Genomic DNA, 17,249 nt, shown 5'->3' on the forward strand with positions numbered 1-17,249 from the left:
ACTCCGTTAGTGAATAAGCGGCTGCCAGAGGGTCATCAGCCCCTGCGTCAGCCCACCGCGCCAGCAAAGCGCATCGTGTCCGCCGTCAACCTGACGCCAGAAAATCGGCTGCTGTGTGTGTAGTTCGGCGAAAATCGCCTGATTCGCGCGGAAGATAAGCGGCTCGTTGCGCCCGGCCTCAAGGACGATGCGCAGCCCGCGTGCGGTTTTTTCACCCGCTTTGAGTTGTTCGATGAGCAGCCCATCCTGCTGCGCGCCGCGGTGCGGCCACCAGTAGGATCCGGACTGGCTGAGGATGCAGCCAAAACGCTGTGGCCAGTTGAGGCCAGCATAAAGCGAAGAGAGGCCACCAAAGCTCTGGCCCGCCACGACGGTCCGATCGGCGCAGTCGCTGAACGAGGTGATAGTTTTCACACGGGGAAGGAGTTCTTCCTGCACCGCCAGCCAAAAATCGGGATTACAGGGCAGTTCCCGGCTGCGATGTTCTGTGTCGATCGCATCAATTAAGACGTAGACCGCAGGCGGCAGTTTGCCGTCGCGGGTCAGCGACGCCAGCGCGGGCCAGACGGGCATGCTTTCGGCCCAAAACTGCCCGTCGAGCAGCACCGCCAGCGGGCGTTCGGGGCGGTCATCTCCGGTGGTAAAAATCCACGCGCGGCGACGGTTGTTCAGACGTGCACTGTTCCACTCAATGCAGACTGGCGGCTGATACGGCGTATCGGGACGATCCCAGCCGGGCTGAACGGGCGCGTCCGGCATCTCCAGCGCCGAGACGGCGTGACCGCGCCCGCCGCGCCAGCTCTGCGGATTCAGCGGGTCGGAAACCGCGTGCGGCAACAGCTTGCGCCAGCCTTCGCGCAGCGCCATGCGGTCCGGCTGCGCGCCTTCAAACACCGCGCTGGCAAAATCGTTTTCGTTATTGGAGGGGATAAAACAGTAGCTGCCGCGCCATTCGGGGCTGAACTCGCCCTGCCACTGCCAGACGTCGGTATCCGGAATTCGCTCAAGAGATTGCGGGCGGGCATTTTGATGATGATCGGTCACGCCGGTGATGTAGAGCCAGACGCGTTTGGTCGGTGACGAACGTTGCGTTCCTGCCGGGTCACGCCACCAGAAGGTGACGCGATAGCTCGCCTCCAGACGTTCCCATTCTGGCCCGTTTTTCGACTGCCACCAGGCTTCACTTCCCGTTGTTAACGCCGTCACCCTTATAACCTCATGTTTAACAGTCTTTTTTGTTTCAGGACAAATTTTATTGATAATATTATTGATAACTATTTGCATTTGCAATAGCGTAATGCCCGCGCTGTGGGAAGCGCGCTCATTAAATAACCATAAAAGCGGGACGTACAATGAATAAGAAGATTCACTCTCTGGCCTTGCTGGTCAATTTAGGGATTTATGGTGTCGCGCTGCCCGCTCTGGCAGACGACAACACCGCCGCCTCCGCGCAGCACGAAGACACGATGGTGATCACCGCCGCCGAGCAGAACCTGCAGGCGCCGGGCGTGTCGACCATCACCGCCGATGAAATCCGCAAAAACCCGCCCGCGCGGGACGTGGCTGAAATCATCCGCACCATGCCGGGCGTTAACCTGACCGGTAACTCCACCAGCGGCCAGCGCGGGAACAACCGTCAGATTGACATTCGCGGCATGGGCCCGGAAAACACCCTGATCCTGATCGACGGCAAGCCGGTCACAAGCCGTAACTCCATCCGCCTGGGCTGGCGCGGCGAGCGTGATACCCGCGGCGATACCGGCTGGGTGCCGCCGGAGATGATCGAACGCATCGAAGTGATCCGCGGCCCGGCCGCCGCGCGCTACGGTAACGGCGCGGCGGGCGGCGTGGTGAACATCATCACCAAAAAATTCGACGACCAGTGGCACGGCTCCTGGAACACCTACCTGAATGCGCCAGAACACAAGGACGAAGGTTCCACCAAGCGCACCAACTTCAGCCTCAGCGGTCCGCTGGGCGGCGACTTCAGCTTCCGCATGTTCGGCAACCTGGACAAAACCCAGGCCGACGCGTGGGACATCAACCAGGGCCACCAGTCTGACCGAACCGGTGCCTACGCCGACACGCTACCCGCGGGCCGTGAAGGGGTGGAAAACAAAGACATCAACGGCGTGGTGCGCTGGGACTTCGCGCCGATGCAGTCTCTGGAATTTGAAGCCGGCTACAGCCGCCAGAACAACCTGTACGCAGGTGACACGCAGAACACCAACAACGACAACAGCTCCAGCGGGCTGGTGAAGAAAAACTACGGTAAAGAGACTAACCGTATCTACCGCCAGAACTTTGCGGTGACCTGGAACGGCGGCTGGGATAACGGCATCACCACCAGCAACTGGGCGCAGTACGAACACACCCGCAACTCCCGCCTGGGCGAAGGGCTGGCGGGCGGTCTGGAAGGGTTGTTCAACAGCAATAAATTTACCGACACCGACCTGGCCGACGTGATGCTGCACAGCGAAATCAACCTGCCGATTGATTTCATCGTCAACCAAAACCTGACGCTGGGCACCGAGTGGAACCAGCAGCGCATGAAGGACTCAACCTCCTTCACGCAAACCCAGCAGGGCGGCACCATCCCGGGCATGAGCGAAGACCGTAGCCCGTACACGTCAGCGGAGATCTTCTCCCTGTTCGCCGAAAACAACATGGAGCTGACCGACAGCACCATGCTGACCCCTGCCCTGCGCTTCGATCACCACACCATTGTCGGCAATAACTGGAGCCCGTCACTGAACCTGTCGCAGGGTCTGGGGGATGACTTCACCCTGAAGATGGGCATCGCGCGCGCCTACAAAGCACCGAGCCTGTACCAGACCAACCCGAACTACCTGCTGTACAGTAAAGGCCAGGGCTGCTACGCCAGTTCCGACGGCGTGGGCTGCTACATGATGGGTAACGACGATCTGAAAGCCGAAACCAGCATCAACAAAGAGATTGGCCTGGAGTGGAAACGCGACGGCTGGCTGGCGGGCGTGACCTGGTTCCGCAACGACTACCGCAACAAAATTGAAGCGGGCTACGCGCCGATTGGCCAGACGTCCACCGGCAAAGTCACTACCGATATTTACCAGTGGGAAAACGTGCCGAAGGCGGTGGTCGAAGGTCTGGAAGGCTCCCTGAACGTGCCGGTCAGCGACACCATCAACTGGACCAACAACATCACCTACATGCTGCAGAGCAAGAACAAGGAGACCGGCGACCGTCTGTCGATCATTCCTGAGTACACGCTGAACTCAACCCTGAGCTGGCAGGTGCATCAGGACGTATCGCTCCAGTCGACCTTTACCTGGTACGGCAAGCAGCAGCCGAAGAAGTACAACTATAAAGGTCAGCCGGTGACCGGGTCTGAAAAAGACGAAGTCAGCCCGTACAGCATCGTGGGCCTGAGCGCGACCTGGGACGTGACCAAAAACGTCAGCCTGACCGGCGGCGTGGACAACGTCTTCGACAAGCGCCAGTGGCGCGCGGGTAATGCCCAGACCACGGGTAATACCACCACCGGCGCGTATATGTACGGTGCGGGCGCGTATACGTATAATGAACCGGGCCGTACCTGGTATATGAGCGTGAATACGCGTTTTTAAGGCACTGAAGTCAATCCTTCCCTCTCCCCTCCGGGGAGAGGGTCAGGGTGAGGGGAAAAACCATGCACACCACCCACAGCACATTTTCTCTTGCCGGCCTCACCCTCCACCGCATCACCTTCGCCCCCGCCACCTTCACCGACGCCGATCTCCTCTGGCTCCCCCATCGCGCCCAGCTCGCTGACGCCGGACGCAAACGCAAGGCTGATCATCTGGCAGGACGCATCGCTGCCGCGCACGCCTTGCCTGACCACACCATTCCCGGCATCGGCCCCAGCGGCGAACCGCTCTGGCCGGACGGTATTTCCGGCAGCATCACCCACAGCGGCACGCAGGCCATGGCGGTTGTGGTCCGCGAGCGACAGGCGCTTATCGGCATCGATTGCGAAGCGATACTTCCCGATGACGAAGCCAGAGAAATAAAAGAGGGCATCATTAATGCGCATGAAGAGCCGGTACTTTCCCGCTCGGGATACCCGTTCGCGCTTGCACTGACGCTGGCGTTTAGCGCCAAAGAGAGCCTGTTCAAAGCCCTCTTCCCACGGGGGCAGGCTTATATGGGGTTTGACAGCGCCCGAGTGACAAAGCTTGACGATAAGACGCTTACGCTGGCATTGACGCGTCAACTGGCAGGCTTTAACGAAGGCGCAGCCTTCACCCTTCACTGGCAACGACAGGGTGAACAGGCGATCACCCTGCTGTCATGCTCTCCTGCCGACGGGCCTTCACGCTGGTGACCCCGAACGTCACGATAAACACCATTGCGAACAGCACTACAATGGTCGGCGCAGGCGCGCTGTCGAGATAAAACGACGCGTACACGCCGCTTACTGACACGAGGGCTGAAACGGCGACCGCGACCAGCAGCGCCATGTGGAAGCGTCGGGCGATCAGCACCGCCACCGCGCCGGGAGCAATCAGCAGCGAAATCGACAGAATAATCCCCACCGCCTTCAGCGTCGCCACGATGGTCAGCGAGACCATGCACAGTAAGCCGTAGTGCAGCCAGCGGGTGCGCAGCCCGCTCGCCTGCGCCTGCTGGTAATCAAAGCAGAACAGCAGAAAATCGCGCCACTTCAGGCCAATCACCAGCGCGATAAGCCCCGCCACGATCCCGCTTTGCAGAATGTCCATCCCGTTAATGCCCAGCATATCGCCGAACAGAATGTGGTCGAGATGCACCTCGGGTTTGACGGCGATATAGAGGATCAGGCCCGCGCCGAACATGCCGGAAAACACGATCCCCATGACCGTATCCTGCTTGATTCGGCTGTTATCCTTCAGGTATCCGGTGGCGACCGCGCAGAACAACCCGGCCACAAATGCACCCAGCGCCAGCGGCAGGCCCATCATCCACGCCAGCACCACGCCGGGAAACACCGCGTGGCTCATGGCGTCGCCCATCAGCGCCCAGCCTTTCAGCACCAGAAAGACCGACAGCAGCGCGCAGGGCACGGCCACCAGGAGTGAAATCAGCAGCGCGTTGTTCATAAACGCAAACTGGAAGGGTTCAAGGAGCAGCGCCATCATGGGTGTGCCTCCTGTGCGAGACGTGCGCGACGGCGGCTGGCGAGCAGCCCGTGCTTCGGCGCAAAAACGAACGCGAGCAGGAACAGCAGCGTCTGGGCGACCACAATAATGCCGCCGGTGGCGCCGTCCAGGTAATAGCTGGCCCACGCGCCGAGGAGGCTGGTGATGCTGCCAATGGCGACCGCAATCATCAGCAGGCGCGGAAAGCGGTCGGTCAGCAGCCACGCGGTCGCGCCGGGGGTGACCACCAGACAAATCACCAGAAACGCGCCGACGGTTTGCAGCGCCGCCACGGTAGAGACCGCCAGCAGGGTAAAGAAGAGGATTTTCAGGCGTTCAGGACGCAGGCCGATGGCGCGGGCGTGGTTCTCATCAAAAAAGGTTACCATCAGATCTTTCCATTTGAACAGCAGGATAACCATCGACACCACGCCGATAATCGCCAGCTGGACGATATCTTCCGGGGCGATAGCCAGAATATTGCCGAGCACGATGGTCTGAATGTTCACCGAGGTCGGGTTGAGCGAGACCATAAACAGCCCGAGCCCGAAAAAGGAGGAGAAGATCAGCCCGATGATGGCATCCTCCTTCAGGCGGCTGCGCTGGTTGAGAAACAGCATGCTGCCCGCCGCCAGCCCGCCCGATAAAAACGCCCCCAGCGAGAACGGCAGCCCGAGCATGTAGGCTCCCGCCACGCCGGGCACGATGGAGTGCGACAGCGCATCGCCGATCAGCGACCAGCCTTTAAGCATCAGATAGCAGGAGAGAAACGCGCACAGCCCGCCCACCATCGCCGAGACCCACATCGCGTTGAGCATATACTCGTAGCCGAAGGGTTCGAGAAGCGCGTTCATTTGGCCTCCTGTCGGTGCGTCACGAAGGGGCGTTCGTCGTCGGTAATAATGCGATCTTCCGAGCCGCTGAGCACCACGTGGCGCAGCACGCCGCTAAAGGCGCGCTCGAGATTTTCGGCGGTAAAGGTGGTTCCCGTCGGGCCGCTCGCCAGAACGGTGCCCTTGACCATCACCGTGTAATCACAAAACTCCGAGACCGAGCCCAGGTTATGGGTCGAGACCAGCATCGTTTTGCCCTCGTCGCGAAGCTCGCGCAGCAGGCTGATGATCCTGGCTTCGGTTTTAACGTCCACGCCGGTAAACGGCTCGTCGAGCAGGATCACCTCGCCCTGCTGGGCAATTGCACGGGCCAGAAACACGCGCTTCTTCTGCCCGCCGGACAGCTCGCCAATCTGCCGATGGCGCAGCTCGAGCATATCCACGCGCTTCAGGGCGTCGGTCACGATTTGTCTGTCGCGATCTGTGGGCCGACGCAGAAACCCCATGTGCCCGTAGCGGCCCATCATCACCACATCTTCGACCAGCACCGGAAACGACCAGTCAACCTCTTCCGACTGCGGCACGTAGGCGACCAGGTTCTGGCGCAGCGCCCGGTGAGGCGGCAGCCCCAGAATAGTGATAGTGCCGCTTGCCGCCCGCACAAAGCCCATCACCGCCTTAAACAGCGTGGATTTGCCGGAACCGTTCACGCCAACCAGGGCGGCAATCGATCCGCCCGGCACGCTGAACGACGCGTCGCGCAGCGCCGTGTGGCCGTTGCGGTAGGTCACGGTGACGTCTGAAACAACAATCCCCTCGTGCATGGTTACTCCTTCATGCCGTCACGGATGCCCTGCACCAGCGTGCGGGTGGTGACGTTCAGCAGATCGATATAGGTCGGCACCGGGCCGTTTTCCGCGCTCAGTGAGTCGACGTACAGCACGCCGCCGTAGTGGGTGTCGGTTTCCCGCGCCACCTGACGCGCGGGCTTATCGGAGACCGTGCTTTCGCTGAACACCGCCGGGATATGATGTTTTTTCACCTGGTCGATCACCTTGCGCACCTGCTGGGGCGTGCCCTGCTGATCGGCGTTGATCGGCCACAGGTAAAGCTCTTTCATCCCCAGATCCCGCGCCAGATAGGAGAAGGCACCTTCGCTGGTTACCATCCAGCGCATGTCTTCCGGGATCTCCGCCACCTGCTTACGCAGCGGTTCGAGAGTGGCGGTGATCTTCTGCTTGTAGGCTTCAGCGTTGCGCTGATAGGTCTGTGCGTTGGCCGGATCGTACTTCACCAACGCGTCGCGGATGTTATCGACGTAAATCAGGGCGTTATCCGGCGACATCCACGCGTGCGGGTTGGGCTTGCCGTTATACGGCCCCTCGCCGATCCCCATCGGCGTAATGCCGTTAGTGACAATCACTTCCGGCACGCCTTTCAGGTGCTGATAAAAGCGCTGGAACCAGAGCTCCAGATTCATGCCGTTCGCCAGAATCAGCTGCGCCTTCTGTGCGCGTTTGATATCGCCTGGGGTGGGCTGGTATTCGTGAATTTCCGCGCCCGGTTTGGTAATGGAGGTGACCTCTGCGGCATCCCCCGCCACGTTTTTCGCCATATCAGCGATAACGGTAAAGGTGGTGATAACCTGAAACTTTTCAGCCGCCAGCGCGCCGGTCGTGGTCGCCGTCATAAGCAGCGCGCCAAGCAACAGACGCTTCAATCCTTGCCGTGGGTGCATCGCAGAAGTCTCCTGAGGTGATTAAATTCAACGCAAAATTAGCCCGTGCTATAAGGTATAGCACAGGCTATATTTAAATGAAAATGGTTATCATTAAAGTTGTGTCAATGAAAGGCGTGCCTGATGGCGCTTCGCTTATCAGGCCTACGGAAAAGCAGTTTTGTAGGCCGGGTAAGCGCAGCGCCACCCGGCATAAGAGCGACTCACAGCCCGGCAAGTGCCTTGTAAAATGCAGGATTCTCCCGAATCACATTAAGTACCTTCGCAGCCAGCCCGGTTGGATTACGGCGTTTGGACTCCCAGCTCTTTATCGTATCGACGCTCGTGCCAAGCGCCTTCGCCATTTCGCTTTGCGTGATATTGAGCTGCTCTCTGATGGCACGAACATCCGCGACTTCATAGCGGGTTACCCTGGAAGCGGATTTCCTTCCGCTATGGATCTCAACAGCCTCTTCGAGCGAAGATTTTAACTCATCAAAGATACTCATTGTCAGCCTCCGCCTGCCCGATTGGAGTACATAGTACACCTTTTATTTACGGTATTGGAAGCCGTATTTTTCAGAAAAGAAGTCAGTTTTTTAAGTTCGGCTTTTTCTACCTCAGTCAGGCTGTCCTTGGTGTTTTTTGGATATGCCATAATGAAATAGATCACCTCCTCCGTGACCAGAAAGTAAATCACTCTGATACCCCTCTCTTCCCCTTTGAGCCTGCCGCCATCCTTATTTTACGTAAACCACCCGTCTGCTGAATCAGGTCGCCTTTATCAGGCCAGGCAATAAGTTCCTTTTGCAGATCCTTTAATTCATCATCCGTAGCAATGCTTTTAATCTGTCGGGTAAAGAGTGATGTTTCGATAAATTCTATCGCGTGACTCATCCATAGTTCCTTCCCTAAACGCAGCAAAAGCCCGAATGCTTCAGCACCAGGCTCTTGCTGTATGGTTACTCTTCCTTAAGTAATAATGCGCCAAACAACTGTATTTATATACAGCTAAAAGGTATTTTAAGAATCCATTTAAACATCCGGGAACATCACGCTATTCCCCGGCGCTTCCCTGTGCAGATGGATAAAGTTCAGGTGCCGTTCATACTGATCCAGAATGTCCGTAATCACCTGCTCCTTGCTGTAGTCCATCAAATCATTCCCCTGGCTTCCTTCCAGCAGGAAAGTCTCCAGCCGGTAGTAGGTCGACTTCCCGCTGCGCGCCCGGTAGGTAAAACCGGGGACCGAGTACTGCTGCGGCCAGATCTGGTAGACAAAGTTCTGCTCGTCGCCCATGTGCACCAGCAGGTCCAGGTGCCCCAGGGTCTCGCCCTCCTCCGGCGGCAGGTTTTTCAGCTCCACGTAGGCGCCGCGCAGCTTAAGTTCCTGCGCCACCTCTTCCATCGCCGGGAAGCAGACCGTCTCCATCATCTGTTTGGTGTAGCGCGTGCCCGGGTAGTTCATCAGGCGCGAGAGGCGTTTCTTCCAGCTCAGCCGGTCCTGCGCGCCCATCGGACGCGGTGCGGTGTCACGGCTGGCGCTGACGCGGCGGTAGTCTTCCACCTTGAGCGATTTATACAGCCCGGCCATCACGAAGAAGATGACGAAGCTGAACGGCAGGCCCATGATCACCGTGGTGTTCTGCAGCGCCGAAATGCCGTTGGTCATCAGCATGCCGAGCGTCAGCAGGCCGATAGCGACGGACCAGAAGATGCGCAGCCAGTTCGGGGCATCGCTGTTGATGTCCTTCAGCTTCGAAGTGAAGTTGCCCAGCACCAGCGCGCCGGAATCCGCCGAGGTGACGTAAAACAGCAGACCGGTAATGGTCGCCACGGAGGCGCTAAAGGTGAACGCCGGATACTGCGCCAGCAGGCTGTAGAAGCCGCGCTCCGGGTGCGCCATCGCTTCCTGCGCGAAGGTGGCATTGCCGTGGATGATCTCGTGCAGCGCGCTGTTGCCGAAAATCGACAGCCACAGCAGGGTAAAGGTGAACGGGATGATCAGCGTGCCCATCACAAACTGGCGGATGGTGCGGCCACGCGAAATACGCGCCAGGAACAGGCCAACGAAGGGTGACCACGCCACCCACCACGCCCAGAAGAACAGCGTCCAGTTGTTCATCCACTCTACAGGGCGGTCAAAGGCGAAGCTGTTCAGCGTCATGCCCATAAAGCGGTTTACGTAGTCGCCCACGTTCAGCACTAAGGCATTGAGCAGGAACGAGGTATCGCCCATAAACAGCACGAACAGGATCAGGCCCAGCGCCAGCGCCACGTTCAGCTCGGAGAGCACGCGGATGCCTTTATCGACGCCCGACGTCACCGAAATGGTGGCAATAATGACGGAGAGCGCAATCAGCGCCGCTTTCGCCGCCATCGAATCCGGAATATCAAACAGCACGCTCAGTCCGTAGTTGAGCTGCACCACGCCAATCCCGAGCGTGGTCGCAATACCGAAGATGGTGCCGATCACCGCCGCGATATCGACGCTGTGGCCAATCGGGCCGTTAATCTTTTTACCGAAAATCGGGTACAGCGCGGAGCGAATGGTGAGGGGCAAATTATAACGATAGCTAAAGTATCCCAGTGCCATGCCCATCAGGGCGTACATTGACCAGCCGGTCAGGCCGTAGTGGAACAGCGTCCAGACCATCGCCTGGCGCGCGGCCTCCATCGTCTGCCCTGCCCCTTCCGGCGGCTGCATATACTGCGTGACCGGTTCCGCCACGGAGAAGAACATCAGGTCAATGCCGATGCCCGCGGCAAACAGCATCGCGGCCCAGCTCAGCAGGCTGAACTCGGGCTTGGACTGCTCTGGCCCGAGCTTCACGGAGCCGAAGCGCGAGCAGGCAATGCAGACCACAAAGACGATGTAGAGCGTGGCCGCCAGCAGGTAGTACCAGCCGAAGGTCTTCGATACCCAGTTCAGGGTGCGCCCAATCCACTCGGCAGAAAAATCGCGAAAGAAGATCGTTGTCAGGGAAAACAACAAAATCAGCCCGGCGGACGTATAAAAAACGACCGGGTTGATTTTGTCTTTTTCTCTGTCCTGTGAAAGGTCTGTCATCCAGTATCCTCACTGTTTTTGTAACTATTAAAATCCAAATCCGCAACAATTAAGACACATTTTATATTGAACGTCCAATCAAAAACCGCTTTAATGGTTAACCAACGCTGATGAATGGAGTGGCAATAATGCCCAAAGTGGGGATGCAGCCGATCCGGCGCAGGCAGCTTATCGACGCCACGCTGGAAGCAATAAATGAAGTGGGAATGCATGACGCGACGATCGCGCAGATCGCCCGTCGGGCAGGCGTTTCCACGGGGATCATCAGTCACTATTTCAAAGACAAAAACGGCCTGCTGGAAGCGACCATGCGCGACATCACCGGCCAGCTTCGCGACGCGGTATTAAGCCGCTTACGCGCCCTGCCGGACGCCAGCGCGGAGCAGCGCCTGCAGGCGATTGTCGGCGGCAATTTTGATGAAACCCAAACCAGCGGCGCGGCAATGAAGGCCTGGCTGGCCTTCTGGGCGAGCAGCATGCACCAGCCGATGCTCTACCGCCTGCAGCAGGTGAGCAGCCGCCGCCTGCTCTCGAACCTGGTGTACGAGTTCCGCCGCGAGCTTCCGCGCGAACAGGCCGAAGAGGCGGGCTACGGGCTGGCGGCGCTGATCGACGGGCTGTGGCTGCGCGCCGCGCTGAGCGGCAAGCCGCTGGATAAGACCCTGGCCCAGTCACTCACCAGCCACTTTATCAGCCAGCATTTACCGACCGAATAACCGAGGAGAATTTATGTCCCGAATGGCAGAACAGCAGCTTTATATCAATGGTGGTTATACATCGGCCACCAGCGGTCGCACCTTCGAGACCATCAACCCGGCCAACGGTGAAGTCCTGGCGAGCGTGCAGGCCGCCGGGCGCGAAGACGTCGATCGCGCCATCGAAAGCGCAACGCGCGGGCAAAAAGTCTGGGCAGCGATGACCGCTATGGAGCGCTCTCGCATCCTGCGCCGCGCCGTCGACATCCTGCGCGAGCGCAACGACGATCTGGCAAAGCTGGAAACCCTCGACACCGGTAAAGCGTTTTCTGAAACCTCAACCGTGGATATCGTCACCGGCGCGGACGTGCTGGAGTACTATGCGGGACTGATCCCGGCGCTGGAAGGCAGCCAGATCCCATTGCGCGAGACCTCATTCGTCTATACCCGCCGCGAGCCGCTGGGCGTGGTGGCGGGCATCGGGGCGTGGAACTACCCGATCCAGATCGCCCTGTGGAAATCCGCTCCGGCGCTGGCGGCGGGCAACGCGATGATCTTCAAGCCGAGCGAAGTCACCCCGCTCACCGCCCTGAAGCTTGCCGAGATCTACACCGAAGCGGGCGTTCCGGACGGCGTGTTTAACGTCCTCCCAGGCGTGGGCGCGGAGACCGGACAGTACCTGACCGAGCATCCGGGCATTGCGAAAGTCTCCTTCACCGGCGGCGTCGCCAGCGGCAAAAAGGTGATGGCCAACTCGGCGGCCTCGTCCCTGAAAGAGGTGACGATGGAGCTGGGCGGCAAATCGCCGCTGATTATTTTTGACGATGCGGATCTGGATCTCGCGGCGGACATCGCCATGATGGCCAACTTCTTCAGCTCCGGCCAGGTGTGCACCAACGGCACCCGCGTGTTTGTTCCGGCTAAGTTCAAAGCCGCGTTTGAGCAGAAAATCGTTGAGCGCGTGGGCCGCATCCGCGCGGGCGATCTGTTCGATGAAGCTACCAACTTTGGTCCGATGGTCAGCTTCCCGCACCGCGACAGCGTGATGCGCTACATCGCCAAAGGCAAAGAGGAAGGCGCGCGCGTGCTGTGCGGCGGCGACGTGCTGAAGGGCGAAGGCTTCGATAACGGCGCGTGGGTGGCCCCGACCGTGTTCACCGACTGCACCGACGAGATGACCATCGTGCGCGAAGAGATCTTCGGCCCGGTGATGTCCATCCTCACCTATGAGTCCATTGAGGAAGCGATTCGCCGCGCCAACGACACCGACTACGGGCTGGCGGCAGGCATCGTCACGGCCGACCTGAACCGCGCCCACGGTGCCATTCATCAGCTCGAGGCGGGCATCTGCTGGATCAACACCTGGGGTGAATCCGCTGCAGAAATGCCGGTGGGCGGCTACAAGCACTCCGGCATTGGCCGCGAGAACGGCGTGATGACGCTGCAGAGCTACACCCAGGTGAAGTCCATCCAGGTTGAGATGGGTAAATTCCAGTCCATATTTTAACCGGGAGGTTTATTTGCAATTTGACTACATCATTATCGGGGCCGGCTCTGCCGGCAACGTGCTGGCTACACGACTGACTGAAGATCCGAACACCACCGTCCTGCTGCTTGAGGCGGGCGGACCGGATTACCGCTTTGACTTCCGCACCCAGATGCCCGCCGCGCTGGCGTTCCCTTTGCAGGGCAAGCGCTACAACTGGGCGTATGAAACCGAGCCAGAGCCGTATATGAACAACCGCCGCATGGAGTGCGGACGCGGCAAGGGGCTGGGCGGCTCGTCATTGATCAACGGCATGTGCTACATCCGCGGTAACGCGATGGACCTCGACCACTGGGCAAAAGAGCCGGGCCTGGAGCACTGGAGCTACCTCAACTGCCTGCCGTACTACCGCAAGGCAGAGACGCGCGACGTGGGGCCGAACGACTACCACGGCGGCGACGGTCCGGTGAGCGTCACCACCTCCAAACCGGGCGTGAACCCGCTGTTTGAGGCAATGGTGGAGGCGGGCGTGCAGGCGGGCTACCCGCGCACCGACGATCTCAACGGCTATCAGCAGGAAGGCTTCGGCCCGATGGACCGCACGGTGACGCCGCAGGGCCGACGCGCCAGCACCGCGCGCGGCTATCTGGACCAGGCGAAACCCCGTCCGAACCTGACCATCCGCACCCACGCCATGACCGATCATATTGTCTTTGACGGCAAACGCGCCGTGGGCGTCGAGTGGCTGGAAGGCGAAAGCACTATCCCATCCAAAGCGACGGCGAACAAAGAGGTTCTGCTGTGCGCAGGGGCCATTGCCTCCCCGCAGATCCTGCAGCGCTCCGGCGTGGGCAACGCTGACCTGCTCGCCGAGTTCGATATTCCGCTGGTACACGATCTGCCCGGCGTGGGTGAAAACTTGCAGGATCACCTGGAGATGTACCTCCAGTACGAGTGCAAAGAGCCGGTCTCCCTCTACCCTGCCCTGCAGTGGTGGAACCAGCCGAAGATTGGCGCCGAGTGGCTGTTTGGCGGTACTGGCGTGGGTGCGAGCAACCACTTCGAAGCGGGCGGGTTTATCCGCAGCCGCGAAGAGTTTGAATGGCCGAACATCCAGTACCACTTCCTGCCGGTGGCGATTAACTACAACGGCTCGAACGCGGTAAAAGAGCACGGCTTCCAGTGCCACGTCGGCTCCATGCGTTCCCCGAGCCGCGGCCACGTGCGGATTAAATCCCGCGATCCGCACCAGCATCCGGCAATTCTGTTCAACTATATGTCCCACGAGCAGGACTGGCAGGAGTTCCGCGACGCGATCCGCATCACCCGTGAGATCATGCACCAGCCCGCGCTGGACAAGTACCGCGGTCGCGAAATCAGCCCGGGCGTCGAGTGCCAGACCGACGAGCAGCTGGACGAATTCGTGCGCAACCACGCCGAAACCGCCTTCCACCCGTGCGGCACCTGCAAAATGGGTTACGACGAAATGGCGGTGGTCGACGGCGAAGGCCGCGTTCACGGGCTGGAAGGGTTACGCGTGGTGGATGCATCGATCATGCCGCAAATCATCACCGGCAACCTGAACGCCACCACCATCATGATTGGCGAGAAGATTGCCGACGCTATTCGCGGGCGCGAGCCGCTGGCGAAGAGCACGGCGGCGTATTATGTGGCGAACGGGGCACCGGTTCGCCGCTAAGTGCGTTTATCCCCTCACCCTAACCCTCTCCCTTTGGGAGAGAGCTGGGGTGAGGGGTAAGTCTTTTACTGCCGAAATGCCTCAAGCCTTTTAATCTGCCGCCCTTCCCCGTCAAAATTCTCCGCCGCCAGCCAGGCGCGCAGCTCCGCGTCCCTTTGCGGCCACTCGCCGTCAATAATAGAGAGCATATCGCTGTCGCGGTTGCGCCCTTTGCGCACCAGCTTCTGGCGCAGGCGTCCTTCCCAGACAAACCCCAGCCGCTCCGCCGCGCTGCGTGAGGCGATATTCATCGAATCACACTTCCACTCCAGCCGACGGTACTTATGCTCAAACGCGTTTTTCAGCAGCAGCCACACCGCTTCGGTGCCGATGCGGGTGCCTTTCATCCTGCGCGACCAGGTGACGTGGCCGATTTCCACCGAGCCGAGAAACCGCTCGATCGCCATATAGCTCACCAGCCCGACCGCTTTTTCGGTGCGTAAATCGATCACGGCAAAGGGCACCAGGTCATCGTCCAGCACCTTTCCCAGCACCCAGTGTGCGGTCGCTTCCACGCTTTCCGGCTGCGTGCTGGCAAGCCACGTCCAGTCGCTGTCGTCGCCCAGAGCATAGGCTTCGAACAAATCTGCCGAGTGATGCTCGGCATCCAGCGGCTCAAGACGGCAGTACTGGCCCATCAACGGAGTGCGGGTTAATACGCGGGCGCATTTCCAGTCCGGGACAATGTCGTTAACGGTTTGACCATGTTGATTGATTTCGGGCACGGCGGTGACTCCCTGAAAGGTAAGGGATTTGTTATAGCAGGTTAAAAAGCGGACGAACAGAGAGGCGACTCATAACCAGACCGAATGCGTTATATCCGAAGGGCATAAGCAAAGCAGAATTTCGACTTTGAGGAAATCCTCAGTCAGCCTACCGTAGCGGAGCATAAAACAATCACAATATATTTTCTTCAGGGATCGCTATGACTAAAAAATTGCTGCCGTTACTGGTGCTGGCTGCGCTCTCAGGCCTTGCCCACGCCGCTACTCCGCCCAACACGCTGGTGGTTGCCCAGGGGCTTGATGACATCGTTAGCCTCGACCCGGCCGAAGCCAACGAGCTCTCCAGCATCCAGACCGTGCCGAGCCTCTATCAGCGTCTGGTCCAGCCGGACCGCGATAATCCGGAAAAAATCACGCCGATTCTGGCGGAAAGCTGGGAAGCGGACGCGGCAGCAAAAACCCTGACAATCAAGCTTAAACCCGATGCGAAATTCGCCTCCGGCAACCCGCTGCGCCCGGAAGACGTGATTTTCTCCTACACCCGCGCCGTGACGCTGAACAAATCCCCGGCCTTTATCCTCAACGTGCTGGGCTGGGAGGCGAGCAACATCGCCAGCCAGTTGAAGAAAGTGGACGATCACACCCTCCAGCTGCACTGGACAGCGGACGTCAGCCCTGCCGTGGCGCTGAATATTCTCTCCACGCCGATTGCCTCTATCGTTGATGAGAAGCAGGTCGCCGCGAACGTGAAGGATAATGACTTCGGTAACGCGTGGCTGAAAATGCACTCGGCGGGCAGCGGCGCGTTCAAAATGCGCGTCTATCAGCCGCATCAGGCCATCGTGCTGGAAGCTAACGACTCCGCGCCCGGCGGCGCGCCGAAGCTCAAAAGCATCATCATTAAAAACGTCCCCGATCCGGCGTCGCGCCGCCTGCTGATCCAGCAGGGTGATGCGGACGTGGCGCGCGATCTGGGTGCAGACCAGATTAGCGCCCTGGACGGCAAGCCGGGCGTGAAGGTGCTGAGCATTCCGTCCGCCGAGCAGAATTACCTGGTGTTTAACACCGGCAACAGCGCCAATCCGCTGCTGAACAACCCGGCGTTCTGGGAAGCGTCGCGCTGGCTGGTCGACTATGACGGCATCACGAAGAACCTGCTGAAAGGCCAGTATTTTGTTCACCAGAGCTTCCTGCCGGTCGGCCTGCCGGGCGCGCTGGAGGATAATCCGTTTAAATTTGACCCGGCAAAAGCGAAAGCCATTCTCGCCAAAGCGGGCATTAAGGACGCGCACTTCACGCTGGACGTGGAGAACAAGCCGCCGTTTATCACCATCGCCCAGTCGATGCAGGCGAGCTTCGCTCAGGGTGGCGTGAAGGTGGATCTGCTGCCTGCCGCCGGGAGCCAGGTCTATGCCCGCGTGCGCGCTAAGCAGCATCAGGCGGCGATTCGTCTGTGGATCCCGGACTACTTCGATGCGCACTCTAACGCCAGCGCCTTCGCGTGGAACGACGGGAAGTCCAGCACCGTGGCTGGCCTGAACGGCTGGAAAATTCCGGAGCTGAACAAGGCCACGCTGGCGGCTGTTGCCGAACCGGATCCGGCGAAGCGTCTGGATCTGTACAAGAAAATGCAGGAACAGCTGCAGCAGAGCTCGCCGTACGTGTTCGTCGATCAGGGCAAAACCCAGATCGTGGTGCGCGATAACGTGAAGGGGTATCAGCAGGGGCTGAACGCGGATATGGTCTGGTACGATCGCGTCACGAAGTAGCCCTTGTTGCCGGGTGGCGCTGCGCTGACCCGGCCTGTGTTCTCGGTTTTTGTAGGCCGGGTAAGGCAAAGCCGCACCCGGC

14 protein-coding genes and 1 pseudogene are annotated in these 17,249 nt (G+C 59.5%); 6 read left to right on the plus strand and 9 right to left on the minus strand.

Annotation, left to right across the window (positions count from 1 at the left end; translation table 11 throughout):
* Positions 1-6 precede the first annotated feature (6 nt).
* Complete coding sequence (gene fes, locus KK102_RS06850) at positions 7-1,206, minus strand: enterochelin esterase (protein ID WP_216357242.1); 1,200 nt, start codon at positions 1,204-1,206, stop codon at positions 7-9.
* 146 nt (positions 1,207-1,352) lie between these two features.
* Here fes and KK102_RS06855 point away from each other — a divergent pair, with 146 nt between their 5' ends.
* Entirely contained in the window at positions 1,353-3,605 is a 2,253-nt protein-coding gene (locus KK102_RS06855; RefSeq protein ID WP_216357243.1) for a TonB-dependent siderophore receptor, read from the plus strand.
* Between the two features lie 62 nt (positions 3,606-3,667).
* Positions 3,668-4,342, plus strand: coding sequence for an enterobactin synthase subunit EntD (gene entD / locus KK102_RS06860; protein ID WP_216357244.1), 675 nt, complete (start codon positions 3,668-3,670; stop codon positions 4,340-4,342).
* Here the strand turns inward: entD and KK102_RS06865 are convergent.
* The 7 genes and pseudogenes from KK102_RS06865 to betT all read right to left on the minus strand — a co-directional run bounded on the left by KK102_RS06865 (position 4,296) and on the right by betT (position 10,754).
* Positions 4,296-5,135, minus strand: a complete 840-nt coding sequence (locus KK102_RS06865) for a metal ABC transporter permease (RefSeq protein ID WP_216357245.1) — start codon at positions 5,133-5,135, stop codon at positions 4,296-4,298. The two genes, entD and KK102_RS06865, sit on opposite strands and share 47 nt — an antisense overlap.
* Positions 5,132-5,989: an iron/manganese ABC transporter permease subunit SitC gene (gene sitC / locus KK102_RS06870; protein WP_216357246.1), complete on the minus strand. Its 858-nt coding sequence runs from the start codon at positions 5,987-5,989 to the stop codon at positions 5,132-5,134. Before sitC ends, KK102_RS06865 begins: the two co-directional genes overlap by 4 nt.
* Positions 5,986-6,792, minus strand: a complete 807-nt coding sequence (gene sitB / locus KK102_RS06875; protein WP_216357247.1) for an iron/manganese ABC transporter ATP-binding protein SitB — start codon at positions 6,790-6,792, stop codon at positions 5,986-5,988. The genes sitC and sitB overlap by 4 nt, the downstream gene beginning before the upstream one ends.
* A gap of 2 nt (positions 6,793-6,794) precedes the next feature.
* Complete coding sequence (locus KK102_RS06880; RefSeq protein ID WP_216357248.1) at positions 6,795-7,706, minus strand: metal ABC transporter substrate-binding protein; 912 nt, start codon at positions 7,704-7,706, stop codon at positions 6,795-6,797.
* A 203-nt stretch (positions 7,707-7,909) separates the two neighbouring features.
* Positions 7,910-8,194, minus strand: coding sequence for a NadS family protein (gene nadS / locus KK102_RS06885; RefSeq protein WP_126544107.1), 285 nt, complete (start codon positions 8,192-8,194; stop codon positions 7,910-7,912).
* 2 nt (positions 8,195-8,196) lie between these two features.
* A pseudogene (locus tag KK102_RS06890) lies at positions 8,197-8,582 on the minus strand (type II toxin-antitoxin system RelE/ParE family toxin).
* Positions 8,583-8,720: 138 nt separating this feature from the next.
* Entirely contained in the window at positions 8,721-10,754 is a 2,034-nt protein-coding gene (gene betT / locus KK102_RS06895) for a choline BCCT transporter BetT (RefSeq protein WP_029741651.1), read from the minus strand.
* A gap of 128 nt (positions 10,755-10,882) precedes the next feature.
* Between betT and betI the strand changes: the two genes are divergently transcribed.
* The 3 genes from betI to betA are packed head-to-tail and all read left to right on the plus strand — an operon-like array spanning position 10,883 to position 14,634.
* Positions 10,883-11,470, plus strand: coding sequence for a transcriptional regulator BetI (gene betI, locus KK102_RS06900; protein WP_024906969.1), 588 nt, complete (start codon positions 10,883-10,885; stop codon positions 11,468-11,470).
* A gap of 13 nt (positions 11,471-11,483) precedes the next feature.
* Entirely contained in the window at positions 11,484-12,956 is a 1,473-nt protein-coding gene (betB, locus tag KK102_RS06905) for a betaine-aldehyde dehydrogenase (protein WP_216357249.1), read from the plus strand.
* Positions 12,957-12,969: 13 nt separating this feature from the next.
* Positions 12,970-14,634, plus strand: coding sequence for a choline dehydrogenase (gene betA, locus KK102_RS06910; RefSeq protein ID WP_216357250.1), 1,665 nt, complete (start codon positions 12,970-12,972; stop codon positions 14,632-14,634).
* Positions 14,635-14,699: 65 nt separating this feature from the next.
* On the opposite strand, the gene KK102_RS06915 is transcribed toward betA, so the two are convergent.
* Complete coding sequence (locus tag KK102_RS06915; RefSeq protein ID WP_216357251.1) at positions 14,700-15,398, minus strand: GNAT family N-acetyltransferase; 699 nt, start codon at positions 15,396-15,398, stop codon at positions 14,700-14,702.
* A 200-nt stretch (positions 15,399-15,598) separates the two neighbouring features.
* Between KK102_RS06915 and KK102_RS06920 the strand changes: the two genes are divergently transcribed.
* Positions 15,599-17,167 (plus strand): ABC transporter substrate-binding protein, encoded by a 1,569-nt coding sequence (locus KK102_RS06920; RefSeq protein WP_126544103.1) that lies wholly within the window; start codon positions 15,599-15,601, stop codon positions 17,165-17,167.
* Positions 17,168-17,249 lie beyond the last annotated feature (82 nt).

This window comes from Enterobacter quasimori (assembly GCF_018597345.1).
In the GTDB taxonomy this organism is placed as follows: Bacteria; Pseudomonadota; Gammaproteobacteria; order Enterobacterales; family Enterobacteriaceae; genus Enterobacter; species Enterobacter mori.

Bases quoted from the DNA above. Each gene is read 5' to 3' on its own strand.
- KK102_RS06855 (WP_216357243.1), top strand. From the start codon at position 1,353: ATGAATAAGAAGATTCACTCTCTGGCCTTGCTGGTCAATTTAGGGATT.
- entD (WP_216357244.1), top strand. From the start codon at position 3,668: ATGCACACCACCCACAGCACATTTTCTCTTGCCGGCCTCACCCTCCAC.
- KK102_RS06865 (WP_216357245.1), bottom strand. From the start codon at position 5,135: ATGATGGCGCTGCTCCTTGAACCCTTCCAGTTTGCGTTTATGAACAAC.
- sitC (WP_216357246.1), bottom strand. From the start codon at position 5,989: ATGAACGCGCTTCTCGAACCCTTCGGCTACGAGTATATGCTCAACGCG.
- sitB (WP_216357247.1), bottom strand. From the start codon at position 6,792: ATGCACGAGGGGATTGTTGTTTCAGACGTCACCGTGACCTACCGCAAC.
- KK102_RS06880 (WP_216357248.1), bottom strand. From the start codon at position 7,706: ATGCACCCACGGCAAGGATTGAAGCGTCTGTTGCTTGGCGCGCTGCTT.
- nadS (WP_126544107.1), bottom strand. From the start codon at position 8,194: ATGAGTATCTTTGATGAGTTAAAATCTTCGCTCGAAGAGGCTGTTGAG.
- betT (WP_029741651.1), bottom strand. From the start codon at position 10,754: ATGACAGACCTTTCACAGGACAGAGAAAAAGACAAAATCAACCCGGTC.
- betI (WP_024906969.1), top strand. From the start codon at position 10,883: ATGCCCAAAGTGGGGATGCAGCCGATCCGGCGCAGGCAGCTTATCGAC.
- betB (WP_216357249.1), top strand. From the start codon at position 11,484: ATGTCCCGAATGGCAGAACAGCAGCTTTATATCAATGGTGGTTATACA.
- KK102_RS06920 (WP_126544103.1), top strand. From the start codon at position 15,599: ATGACTAAAAAATTGCTGCCGTTACTGGTGCTGGCTGCGCTCTCAGGC.